The sequence below is a fragment of the Streptacidiphilus anmyonensis genome, from assembly GCF_000787855.1.
GTDB classification, from domain to species: Bacteria; Actinomycetota; Actinomycetes; order Streptomycetales; family Streptomycetaceae; genus Streptacidiphilus; species Streptacidiphilus anmyonensis.
Window position 1 is genome coordinate 1 of record NZ_BBPQ01000056.1, and the last position, 11,819, is coordinate 11,819.

Below are 11,819 nucleotides of genomic sequence, written 5' to 3' on the forward strand. Positions count from 1 at the left end.
GCCGGCCCCCGGCGCCTCCACCCCCGGGCAGGCCGCTGGCGACGCCGGTGTCGCCGCCGGCGGTGTTGCCGCCGACGCCCCCGCGGCCACCGGACCCCGGGGTGTCAGTGGTCGCTCCTGTGCCGGCGATTCCGGGACCCCCGCCGCCGTTCAGCGGCGCGCCGTCGCCGTTGGCGCCGGCTCCGCCGTTGCCGCCTCCGCCGACACCGCCGCGGCCGCCCGGGTGGTGGTAGACGGAGTTGTTGAAGGCCGCGCCGTTGCCGCCGCCACCACCGCCGCCACCGGCGACGACGATCCGGCCGAGGACGCTGAACCCGAACTCACCGGTGCGGACGTCCGAGGCCCCGCCGCCGCCTCCGGCCTCGCCGGTGTCGGTGGGGCCGCCGGCGCCTCTGCTGCCGACGGCGCCGCCGTTGAACCCGCCGGTGAGGAGACCGCCGGCACCGCCGACGTTGACCTGGAGGACCTGCCCGGGGGTGACCGGGACCGTCGTCACCACCCGCGCGCCGAAGCCGCCGACGTTGCCGCTGCCACCGCCGACACCGGCGCCGTTGCCGCCGTGCGCGCCTTCGACGGCGAGGGTGAGCGAGGTGACCCCGGCGGGCACGGTGAAGGTGTCGCTGCCGGAGCGCTCGTACAGGCAGGACCGGAACGTCCCGACGTCCACCGGGACGCCGTTGCCGCAGGGGGCGGCGGCCGGTGCCGGGGTGGCGCCTGCGATCAGCCCGGCGGGCGCCAGGGTCAGGGCCGTGACCGCGGCGAACACCGACCTCCGCCGTCCACGACCAAAGCGGTCGGCCCGCGGGCGTCGCAAGGTTGACTGGCCGTCGTCCATGACGGTCCTCCGCTCTGGTCGAGGGATCTCGGCAGCGGGTCTGCCTTCCGCCACTGTGGATCAGCCATCGGCAACCACGCCTCGCCCGCAATCGGACACACCGTCGATTCACCCCGGCGGTCCCGAGGCCGGGGAGCTGCCAGCCGACGGGTGAGCGCCTAGGACGAGCGGCCCGGCCGGGGGCGGGGGCTCGTCGCGGCGCCCTCCGCGTACAGCTCGGAGATCAGCGCCACGGCCTCCGCCGTCGCCGGGTGGGGGTCGCGGCGCGGCCAGACCACGTGCACCGCGACCGGCGCGGTGCCGCGCAGCGGCCGGAAGGCGATCCCCTCGCGGCGGTACTGCGTCGCTGTGCTCTCCGGGGTGATGCCGATGCAGCGGCCGGTGGTGATCGCGGCGAGCCAGTCGTCGATGTCCTTGGTGTAGCTCAGGGTCGGCCGCTCGCCGGTGGGCCAGAGCTCGGGCGTGGTGGTGCCGGTGCGGCGGTCGATGACGACGGTGCGCTCGCGGGTCTCCTCCAGGCCGACGGACCGTCGTCTGGCCCACGGGTCGTCCGAGGCGACGGCCACCACCCGCCGTTCCAGCCCGACGACCGTGCTGGCGAAGCGCTGCGCGTCGACGGGCCCGCGCACGATCGCGAGATCGCACACTCCCTCGGCCAGCCCGCCGGTCGAGGTGTTGGTGCGGATCAGCTGGAGCTCGACCTCCGGGTGGGCGGCGGCCCAGCGGCGCTGGAACGCGGCGGTGTGATGGCCCATCGCGGACCAGGCGTGGCCGATGCGCAGCCTGGTGTGGCCGGTGGCGACCTCGCGCATCAGGGTGTCGACCTCGGCGAGCAGGTGGCGGGCTCGGCCCAGCACGTGGGTGCCGGAGGGCGTGAGCGCGATGCTGCGGCTGGTGCGGTGGAGCAGCCGCACGCCGAAGGCGGCCTCCAGCCCGGCCAGGGTGCGGGAGACGGCGGCCTGCGAGACGCCGAGCTCCAGCGCGGCGTCGGTGAAGCTCCCGGTGTCGACGATGGCCACCAGGCAGCGCAGTTGCTTCAGCTCCACATCCATACGCTCAGCGTATAGGTCGGCCGCTGCATGCATTTTGCGCATCCACGAAGCCGCGCCATGCTGCGGGTATGACGACCTCTCCAGCGTCCGACGCTTCCGTGTCCGACGCCCAGGCGTCCTCCGACCTCGCCGCCGGGGGCCGACCGGCGGGCGCGGCTCCGGCCTCCGGCATCGTCATGATGGTCGGCAGCGCCCTGTCCAACCAGCTCGGCGCGGCCACCGGCGCGCTCGCGTTCCCGGCCATCGGGCCCGCCGGGGTGGTCGCGGTACGGCAGTGGGTGGCCGCGGTCGTGCTGCTGGCGGCGGGGCGGCCCCGTGTACGGCGGTTCACCTGGCGGCAGTGGTGGCCGGTGCTGCTGCTGGCGCTGGTCTTCGCGACCATGAACCTGACGCTCTACACGGCCGTCGACCGCGTCGGCCTCGGCCTCGCGGTCACCCTGGAGTTCCTGGGCCCGCTCACGCTCGCCCTGGCCGTCTCCCGCCGCCGCACCGATCTGGCCTGCGCGCTGGCCGCGGGCGCGGGCGTGGTCTGCCTGCTGCGACCCAAGCCGACCACCGACTACCTCGGCCTCGGCCTGGGCCTCGCCGCGGCGGCCTGCTGGGCCGCGTACATCCTCCTCAACCGCGTGATCGGCGCGCGCATCCCCGGCGCCGAGGGCCCCGGCGCGGCGGCCGCGATCTCAGGACTGCTCTACGTGCCCGTCGGGGTGCTCGTCTTCGCCCGTCACCCGCTGACCGCCCACGCCCTGGCGTGCGCGGCCGCGGCCGGGGTGCTGTCGTCGGGGGTTCCGTTCCTGGTCGACATGCTGACGCTGCGCAAGGTCCCGACGCGGTTCTTCGGGGTCTTCATGAGCGTGCACCCCGTGATGGCTGTCGTGGTCGGCTGGGTCGTCCTGGGCCAGCGGCTGCCGCCGGCCGACTGGCTCGCCATCGCGGCGATCGTCGCCGCGAACACGGTCAGCGCCCTGGCGTCCTCGCAGTGACGTGGCCGAGCCTGCACGCCGCACCGCGCCGGGACCGACGACCTCGAGCTTGACGACTCCGACACCGTGTTGTGGCGCGGCGGAGATCCAGATGCCTGGCAGCCCGACCCCCACCGCTCTACGCTGCCCCCGACACACCTGATCCGGGGGGCGGCGGTGCATCAGCAGCAGTTCAACGACGGTCCGGGCATGCTGCTCGTCTCGGTCCTGTTCTTTGCGATCCCTGCGGCCATCGTGATCGCGGCGGCGGTCATCGGGGCGGTCGTCAACAAGAGGAGACCACCGGCCCCGCCACCGGTTTGGTGGGCGCCTCCGCGAGCGCCCGATGGGGAGCACAAGGACTGACACGCTCATTCCCTGCCGCGAGGACGGACGGCGGTCGACCAGGACGGCGTCCGGTGGATTTATTTCACGAGTGAAATACTTGCTAAACTATCTGCATGCGCCAGAACCCCGCCCTCCCGCTGCGCGGCTCGCTGCGGCTGCGGCCCGCCGTCGGGCCGTGGCACCGGCCCGCGTTCAGCGTCGCCGTCGCCACGGGCCTGCCGAACCTGATGCTGTGGGCGCTCGGGCGGCTGGACCTCGTGCCGTACACCTCCGCCGGGACCATGTGCGCGCTGTTCGCGCACGCGCTGCCCTACCGGGAGCGGGCGCGGACGCTGGCGTGGGTGGTCGCGGGGATGGCGGCGAGCGTCGGGGTGGCGCTGACGGCCGCCTCGCTGACGCGCTCGGCAGTGGTGCTGGTGGCACTGGCAGCGCTCATGGCCGGGCTGCAGAAGCTGCTGTGCGACGCGACGCGGCTCGGGCCGCCCGGGAACGTGATCTTCACATTCGTGACCGCCTCGGCGTTCTTCCTGCCGCACCAACGGCTGGGCGAGGTGCCCCCGCACCTGGCGCTGGTCGCCGTGGGCGGGCTGGTGGCGTGGCTGGTCTGCCTGGCGCCCGCGCTGGTACGGGACCACGGCCCGGCGCTCACCCTCGCCCGACCGCGAAGGCCGCGGCCGCTGCGGATGCACCTGCCTCTCGCCTCACGCGTGGCGCTGGGCTGCGCGCTGGCCGGGTGGGCGTCGCTGGCGGCCGGGGTCGGGCACCCGTACTGGGCGGTCGTGACGGCCGCCGCGGTGCACCGCGCCAACACCAGCGTCTCCTTCCAGCGCGCGTTGCAGCGCACCGTGGGAAGCCTGCTCGGCCTGCTGGTCTTCACCGTCGCCGTGCCGCTCACCCACGTCCCGGAGGCGGGCGCGCTGCTCGCGCTGCTGTTCATCGGGGCCTGCCAGGTGGGCGCGGAGGCGACGATCACCCGCAACTACTGGCTCGGGCAGGTCTTCGTGACCCCGATGGCGCTGCTGCTGGTGAGCCTCGGCAGCACCGAGCCCGTCGGCACGCTCGTCGGCGACCGCTGGCTGGACACGCTGTTCGGGGCGGCGCTCGGGATGGCCGGCGCGTTCCTGGTGACCAACCGCCGAGCCGGGGAGCGCCTGACGGCCGCGCTGCACCAGGCGCGGACCGCCCAGCGGGTCGCACTGAGGGAGCCGGTCGGCGCCGACGCGCACGCCCGGCTCGCCGACACCCTCCACGAGCTGCGAGAATCCGCCGACGGCCATGCGGGAGAGTGGTGGCAGCGACCGGTTCCGCTGCAGGAAGTGGCACAGGTGGAGCAGGAGGGGCACCGGATGCTGGCCCTGCTGACGGAGCGGCAGGCCGCGCATGTCTGACCAGCGGCCCCGCGAGGCACGGGAGGCAGGCGAAGGACGCGAAGGACGCGAGGACATCGTCACCGGCATCATGCGCCAGTGGCAGCAGGTCCACCCGGATCTCGACGTGGAGCCGATCGGCGTCATCGGACGGATCAACCGCTGCGCGGCGCTGCTCCAGCAGGCCGCCGACGCGCAGCTGCGACCCCAGCAGCTCACCCGCGCGGAGTTCGACCTCCTCGGCACGCTGCGCCGCTCCGCCCGGCCGCTCACGGCCGGGGAGCTGGCCCGGGAGACCTTCGCCTCCGGCGCGGCCGTCACCAAGCGGCTGCGGCAGCTGGAGCAGCAGGGCCTGGTGGAGCGGCGCACCGACGAGCGCGACCGCCGCGTCGCGCGGCTGACCCTCACCGACGCGGGCCGCGAGCTGGCCGACCGGACGCTGCCCGAGCAGCTGGACCGCGAGCACGCGCTGCTGTCCGGCCTGCCGCCCGAGCACCGAGCGGAACTGGCCGAGCGGCTGGCGGAGCTGCTGCTGCATCTGGAGGGCAGCATCCCGCACGTTCCCCGCGCCGCGGGCTGAGGTCCGGGAAATTCCCGCAGATCTCGTCGAGGATGTCGAAATGGCCGGGCGTGCTTCTACCTACCCGTGAGAGCCCCGCCGGGGGCGGGTACGACGAACGAGGAGCAAAGCGATGAAGTACATGCTGCTGATGCAGTTCAGCGAGAAGAACGTCGACTTCCCCAAGCTCGACGAGTGGAAGCCGGAGGAGATCCAGGCCCACATCCGCTTCATGATGGAGACCAACACCGCCCTGTCCGCCTCCGGGGAGCTGGTCGACGCCCAGGGACTGGCGATGCCGGAGACCGCGAAGATCGTCCGCTCGCACAGCGGCGGCGCGCCGGTGGTGACCGAGGGTCCGTTCGCGGAGTCGAAGGAGTGGGTGGCCGGCTGGTGGATCGTGGACTGCGAGAGCGAGGAGCGGGCGATCGGGATCGCCGCGGAGGTCTCCGCGGCCCCCGGCCCCGGCGGCCTGCCGCTGAACATGCCGATCGAGGTGCGCCAGGTCATGGCCGGCCCGCCCGCCGAGCTGTGACCGGCGCCCGCGACCGGGCGGCGGTGACCGGCTCCCGGTGACGGCGCTCGAACCCGACGTCGAGGACCTGCTGCGCACGCTCGCGCCGCAGGTCGTCGGCGTGCTCACGCGCCGCTGGGGCGACTTCTCCGCCGCCGAGGACGCGGTGCAGGAGGCGCTGCTCGACGCCGCTTCGCAGTGGCCCGTCGAGGGGGTTCCGCGCAGTCCGCGCGGCTGGCTCGTCCAGGTCGCGGGACGCCGGATGACCGAGCAGGTGCGCAGCGAGCAGGCCCGTCGTCGACGCGAGGAGCTGGTGGCCGGGCAGGTCCCGGCCGACCGGCGCTCCGCACCCGGCGCGGACGCGGAGGCGGAGGACGGCAGCGGGCAGGACGACACGCTGACGCTGCTGTTCCTGTGCTGCCACCCGGTGCTCACGCCCGCCTCGGCGATCGCGCTCACGCTGCGCTCCGTCGGCGGTCTGACGACCGGTGAGATCGCCCGCGCGTTCCTGGTGCCCGAGGCGACGATGGGACAGCGGATCAGCCGGGCCAAGCAGCGGATCAAGTCCTCCGGCGTGCCGTTGCGGATGCCCGACGCGGCCGAGTGGCCGGCCCGGCTGGACGCGGTGCTGCACGTGCTCTACCTGATCTTCAACGAGGGCTACGCCAGCAGCACCGGCGCGCGACTGCGCCGCGTCGAGCTCTCCCGCGAGGCGATCCGGCTCACCCGGGCCGTGCGCGCGCAGCTGCCGGGCGACCCGGAGGTTGCCGGGCTGCTCGCGCTGATGCTGCTGACCGAGGCGCGCGGACCCGCCCGGACCGGCCCGGACGGCGAGCTCGTCCCGCTCGACGAGCAGGACCGGACGCGTTGGGAGGCCGACGCGATCGCCGAGGGGGTCGCGCTGGTCACCGCCGCGCTGCCGCGCGGCCCGGTCGGCCCGTACCAGGTCCAGGCGGCCATCGCGGCCGTCCACGACGAGGCGCGGACGGCGGCCGAGACGGACTGGCCGCAGATCCTCGCCCTCTACGGGGTGCTCGCCCGCATCTCCGACAACCCGCTGATCACGCTGAACCGCGCGGTCGCCGTCGCGATGGTCGAGGGTCCGGCCGCCGGGCTCGCGCTGCTCGGCGACCCTCCCCCGGCCGCGCTCGCCGGGCACCACCGGCTGTACGCGGTCCGCGCCCATCTGCACGAGCTGGCCGGTGACCGCGAGGCCGCCGTCGCGGACTACCGTGCCGCGGCGCACCGCACCGCGAGCCTCCCCGAACGCCACCACCTCACCCTCCGCGCCGCCCGCCTGGCGGCCGGGCCCGAGGACCCGCACCGTCCCTGACATCCCACGCTCCCCGGCCCGGTTCACGTGGGCGAGGCCCTCGACGCGGCACGCCGCCGCACGTCAGCGCGCGTCGCCGCACGACGCGAAGCCTCGCGGGCACCCCGGTGCGCACACGACCCACCGCTGCCGCTAGCCTGCTCCCCGACCGTCGGCGGGGGCCGGCGGACGGAGGCGGAACGGGGGGCGGGGCGATGAGGCGGCGCTGGGTCAAGGTGCTGGCGGTCGTGGTGGTGGTGCTCGCGGTGCTGGGCACGGTCGCGGACCGATTGGCGGACGACTACGCCGAGCAGAAGGCGGCGCAGCTCGCGCAGCAGAAGTACGGCTACGGCCAGGGGACGACGGACGGCTACACGCATGTCGCGATCGACGGCTTCCCGTTCCTGACGCAGGCGCTGAGCGGACAGCTGGACCATGTGACGGTGGACGCGGGCAACTTCACCCTCGACACCTCCGAGCACCCGCAGGGCGGCTACCTGAACGTGCGGCGGCTCACGCTCGACCTGCACGACCTGAAGGTGACCTCGCTGACCGCCCGCAGCGCGCAGGCCCAGCTGGTCACGGGCGATCTGACGCTCTCCTACCAGGACCTGTCGGGCGTGGTGACACGGCTGATGGCGAGCCGCGGCGCGCTGACCGTGGGTCCCGCGCCGGGGTCGAACGGGCAGGAGGCGCGGATCCGGGTGACCGGCGCGTGGAACGGGCGGCAGGTGGACGCCGTCGGCACCCTGCTGGCGCAGGGGAACGAGATCGAGATCCGGGTGCCCGGCGTCGGCCAGGGCTCCTACGACTACCCGGTCACCCTGCCGTTCGGCGTGGGCTTCGACACGGCGACCTCGACCGGGACCGGCGTGGACGTCCACCTGGTCGGCCATCAGGTGCTGCTCGGCTCCTCGGTCTACGGCAGGTGAGTCGGTAGACCGAGGAGCCGGCGGGCGGTCAGATGTCGAGCGTGACGTCGTAGTTGCGCAGCCAGGTGTCGAGCGCCAGCACGATCTCCGCGGAGTTGCGCAGGTCCGCGCCCGGGGCGCTCGCGACGGCGTCGGAGGTGGCGCCGAGGTCCAGCAGGTCGCGGACGGGTGCGTCGCGGTCCGCGAGCAGGGCGCGCAGGTCCGCGCGCAGGACCTCGGCGTAGCCGGGGTCCTGGGTGGACGGGTAGGGGCTCTTGACGCGCTCGGCGACCACGTCCGGCAGGACGTCGCGGGTCGCGGCCCGCAGCAGGGACTTCTCCCGGCCGTCGAAGGTCTTCATCGCCCAGGGGGCGTTGAAGACGTACTCGACCAGCCGGTGGTCGCAGAACGGGACGCGGACCTCCAGGCCGGTCGCCATGGAGGCGCGGTCCTTGCGGTCGAGCAGGCTCTGCACGAAGCGGGTCAGGTGGAGGTGGCTGATCTCCCGCATCCGGCGCTCCAGTCCGCTCTCGCCCGCGAGGCGCGGTACCTCGGCGATCGCCTCGTGGTAGCGGGCCTGCTGGTAGCCGGCGACGTCGATCTTGCCGAGCAGGCCGGGGGCGAGCAGGGCGTCGCGGCCGCGGACGGTGCTCTCGGCGGCGAAGCCCCGCTCGATGACCCACAGCCACGGGAAGGAGCCGGCGGCGACGGCCTCGGGGTCGTGGAACCAGGAGTAGCCGCCGAAGATCTCGTCCGCGGACTCGCCCGACAGGGCGACCGTGGTCTGCTCGCGGATGGCCTTGAACAGCAGGTAGAGGGAGGTGTCGCCCTCCCCCAGCCCGATGGGCAGGTCGCGGGCGAGCAGGACGGCGTCGCGGTGCCCGCGCTGGGTGAGGTCGGCGGTTTCCAGCACGATGTCGCGGTGGTCGGCGGCGACGTGCTCGGCGAGCGCGTGGGCGTAGGGGCCGTCGGGCGTGGCGCGCAGCGCGTCGGGGCGGAAGTTCTCGGTCTGGCCGACGAAGTCGACGGCGAAGGAGCGCACCGGGCCGTGTCCGCTCTCGCGCAGGGCCTTGGCGGCCAGGGCGGTGACGGCGGAGGAGTCCAGGCCGCCGGAGAGCAGCGTGCACAGCGGCACGTCGGCGATGAGCTGGCGCTCGACGATGTCGTCGAGCAGCTCGCGCACGTGCCGGATCGTGGTGTCGAGGTCGTCGGTGTGCTCCTTGGCCGCAAGCGCCCAGTAGCGGCGCTCGGTCAGGCCGCCGCGGCGGACCCGCAGGGTGTGGCCGGGGCGCAGTTCGTGCATGCCGCGGTATACGGCGTGGCCGGGGGTCTTCACGAAGGCCAGCAGCTCGGCCAGGCCCTCGCGGTCGACGACGGCGCGGGCGAGGGGGTGGGCCAGGATCGCCTTGGGTTCGGAGCCGAACAGGACGCCGTCGGCGGTCGGGTAGTAGTAGAGCGGCTTGATGCCCATCCGGTCGCGCACCAGCAGCAGCTCCTCGCTGCGCGGGTCCCACAGCGCGAAGGCGTACATGCCGTTGAGGCGGTGGGTGAAGTCCTCGCCCCACTCGAGGTAGGCGTGCAGGGCGACCTCGGTGTCGCTGGCGGTGGTGAACGCGTGGCCGCGGGCGGCGAGCTCGGCGCGCAGCTCGCGGTAGTTGTAGATCTCGCCGCTGTAGGTGGTGGCGAGCAGGGTGCGGCCGTCGTGGGTGACGGTCATCGGCTGGGCGCCGCCCTCGAGGTCGATGACGGCGAGGCGGCGGTGGCCGAGGGCGGCGTGGGTGTCGAGCCAGAGCCCGCCGGCGTCGGGGCCGCGGTCGGTCATGGTGGCGTTCATCGCGGCGAGGGTGGCGTGCTCGGTGGTCAGGTCCCGGTCGTAGGAGACCCATCCGGTGATCCCGCACATACGGCGTGGTGCCTTTCTGCGAGGGTCGGCGCGGCGCCCCGGGTGGGCGGGGCGTGGCCGGTCCGCTGCGGCCCGCCGACATGATCACGCTAAGTAGTTTGGATGCAGAGCGCAATCATTGCCCGGCCTCAAAGTCATGTTCAGGCCAATGGCGCAACACTGCCCTGAGCAGGGTGGACGCCCGCCGCCGCCGGGCGCCGCCGCCGTTCGGCGGCAGCGGAGCGGCCCTCCGGCCTCGCGCGGATGTGACCCGATCCCGACGGGTCGTGCACGCTCGACCGGCCGCAGGGGCTGCCGGGAAAACGGGAGACGGGCCACCGGTTCCTCAAGTGAGGCGAAAGTGAAACATGTCACGGTCCTGACCGGTCGGTATGCCCGCGCCCGACGGGTAGGTTCCTGCGACCAAGGGGGAAGGAGTCCCTACAACACTCCGCTTCCCCCGATCGCGGATCCCCCGTCACACCCTCCCCTGACGAGAGAACACGAGACATGTCTGCTCAAGAACCCGCGCACCACCCACCACAGCGCATCGGCGTCGTCGCCGAGTCCGCCTCCGGGGAGACGCGCGTCGCCGCCACCCCGGCGACCGTACGCCAGCTGCTGGGCCTCGGCTACGAGGTCGTCGTCGAGTCCGGGGCCGGATCGGCCTCCGGCTTCACCGACGAGGCCTATCTCGACGCCGGCGCGGGAATCGCGGGCAGCGGCGAGCCCTGGGAAGCGGACGTGGTCCTGAAGGTCAACGCCCCCACCGACGCGGAGATCGCCCGGCTGCGCGAGGGCGCGACGCTCGTCGGCCTGCTCGCCCCCGCGCAGAAGCCCGAACTCCTCCAGGCGCTCGCCGCCGCCGGGGTGACCGCCCTCTCCCTGGACGCCGTGCCCCGCATCTCGCGCGCCCAGTCGATGGACGTGCTCTCCTCCATGGCGAACATCGCCGGGTACCGGGCCGTCATCGAGGCCGCGCACGTCTTCGGCCGGTTCTTCACCGGCCAGGTCACCGCGGCCGGCAAGGTCCCCCCGGCGAAGGTCCTCGTCGCCGGGGCGGGCGTGGCCGGTCTCGCGGCGATCGGCGCCGCGTCCTCGCTCGGCGCGATCGTGCGCGCCACCGACCCGCGCCCCGAGGTCGCCGACCAGGTGAAGTCGCTGGGCGGCGAGTACCTGCCGGTCAACGTCGTGCAGGAGCAGAGCACCGACGGCTACGCCAAGGCCACCTCCGCCGACTACGACCGCGCCGCGGCCGAGCTCTACCACGAGCAGGCCAAGGACGTGGACATCGTCGTCACCACCGCGCTCATCCCCGGCCGCCCCGCCCCGCGCCTGCTGACGGCCGACGACGTGGCGGCGATGAAGCCGGGCAGCGTCGTCGTCGACATGGCCGCCGCGATGGGCGGCAACGTCGAGGGCACGGTCGCGGGCCGGGCCGTGGTGACCGACAACGGCGTCACCATCATCGGCTACACCGACCTCGCCTCCCGGCTGCCCGCCCAGGCGTCGCAGCTGTTCGGCACCAACCTGGTGAACCTGATCAAGCTGCTGACGCCCGGCAAGGACGGGCAGCTGACGATCGACTTCGAGGACGTCGTCCAGCGGGCCGTCACCGTCGCGCAGAGCGGCGACGTCACCTGGCCGCCGCCGCCCGTCTCGGTCTCCGCCGCGCCCGCCGCGCAGCCGGCCGCCGCCCCGGCCAAGCCCGAGCCCAAGCAGCCGAAGCTGACCCCCGCGGGCCGCTTCTCCCTCATCGGCGCCGGAATGCTCGCGATGTTCCTGCTGGTGGCCTTCGCGCCCGCGCAGCTCGCGGAGAACTTCACGGTGTTCGCACTCGCGGTGGTCATCGGCTACTACGTCATCGGCAAGGTGCACCACGCGCTGCACACCCCGCTGATGTCGGTGACCAACGCGATCTCCGGCATCGTCGTGATCGGCGCCCTGCTGCAGATCGGGCACGAGAGCTGGGTCGTCACCGCGCTGTCCTGCGTGGCGATCCTGCTGACGAGCGTCAACATCTTCGGAGGTTTCGCCGTCACCCGCCGCATGCTGTCCATGTTCTCGAAAGGCTGAG

General features: G+C 73.8%; 10 protein-coding genes and 1 pseudogene. 8 read left to right on the plus strand and 3 right to left on the minus strand.

All coding sequences use genetic code 11. From position 1 onward, the window contains the following. Positions 1–766 (minus strand): annotated as a pseudogene (locus tag TR50_RS31900) (hypothetical protein); the annotation flags it as partial. 227 nt (positions 767–993) lie between these two features. After that, entirely contained in the window at positions 994–1,887 is an 894-nt protein-coding gene (locus TR50_RS31905; protein WP_042430328.1) for a LysR family transcriptional regulator, read from the minus strand. Between the two features lie 176 nt (positions 1,888–2,063). On the opposite strand from TR50_RS31905, the gene TR50_RS31910 reads away from it, so the two are divergent. The 7 genes from TR50_RS31910 (at position 2,064) to TR50_RS31935 (ending at position 7,881) form a co-directional block, all read left to right on the plus strand. Beyond that, positions 2,064–2,870 carry an EamA family transporter gene (locus TR50_RS31910; RefSeq protein WP_439654262.1) on the plus strand — a complete coding sequence of 269 codons (807 nt, stop codon included), beginning with the start codon at positions 2,064–2,066 and terminating at the stop codon, positions 2,868–2,870. A 156-nt stretch (positions 2,871–3,026) separates the two neighbouring features. Next, on the plus strand, positions 3,027–3,215 hold the full coding sequence (locus TR50_RS46035) for a hypothetical protein (RefSeq protein WP_152648754.1): 189 nt from the start codon (positions 3,027–3,029) through the stop codon (positions 3,213–3,215). A 95-nt stretch (positions 3,216–3,310) separates the two neighbouring features. Then, positions 3,311–4,585: an FUSC family protein gene (locus tag TR50_RS31915; RefSeq protein WP_042430333.1), complete on the plus strand. Its 1,275-nt coding sequence runs from the start codon at positions 3,311–3,313 to the stop codon at positions 4,583–4,585. Next, positions 4,578–5,144 carry a MarR family winged helix-turn-helix transcriptional regulator gene (locus TR50_RS31920; RefSeq protein ID WP_042430336.1) on the plus strand — a complete coding sequence of 189 codons (567 nt, stop codon included), beginning with the start codon at positions 4,578–4,580 and terminating at the stop codon, positions 5,142–5,144. The genes TR50_RS31915 and TR50_RS31920 overlap by 8 nt, the downstream gene beginning before the upstream one ends. A 112-nt stretch (positions 5,145–5,256) precedes the next feature. Next, positions 5,257–5,658: a YciI family protein gene (locus TR50_RS31925; RefSeq protein WP_042430339.1), complete on the plus strand. Its 402-nt coding sequence runs from the start codon at positions 5,257–5,259 to the stop codon at positions 5,656–5,658. A 37-nt stretch (positions 5,659–5,695) separates the two neighbouring features. Then, the gene (locus tag TR50_RS31930; RefSeq protein WP_042430346.1) at positions 5,696–6,970 is read left to right on the plus strand and encodes an RNA polymerase sigma factor; all 1,275 of its coding nucleotides are present in this window, start codon (positions 5,696–5,698) and stop codon (positions 6,968–6,970) included. A 194-nt stretch (positions 6,971–7,164) separates the two neighbouring features. After that, complete coding sequence (locus TR50_RS31935; protein ID WP_236654674.1) at positions 7,165–7,881, plus strand: LmeA family phospholipid-binding protein; 717 nt, start codon at positions 7,165–7,167, stop codon at positions 7,879–7,881. Between the two features lie 28 nt (positions 7,882–7,909). Here TR50_RS31935 and asnB read toward each other — a convergent pair whose 3' ends face one another. Then, positions 7,910–9,763, minus strand: a complete 1,854-nt coding sequence (asnB, locus tag TR50_RS31940; protein ID WP_042430348.1) for an asparagine synthase (glutamine-hydrolyzing) — start codon at positions 9,761–9,763, stop codon at positions 7,910–7,912. 489 nt (positions 9,764–10,252) lie between these two features. Here asnB and TR50_RS31945 point away from each other — a divergent pair, with 489 nt between their 5' ends. After that, positions 10,253–11,818 (plus strand): Re/Si-specific NAD(P)(+) transhydrogenase subunit alpha, encoded by a 1,566-nt coding sequence (locus TR50_RS31945; protein WP_042430352.1) that lies wholly within the window; start codon positions 10,253–10,255, stop codon positions 11,816–11,818. Position 11,819: the final 1 nt, after the last annotated feature.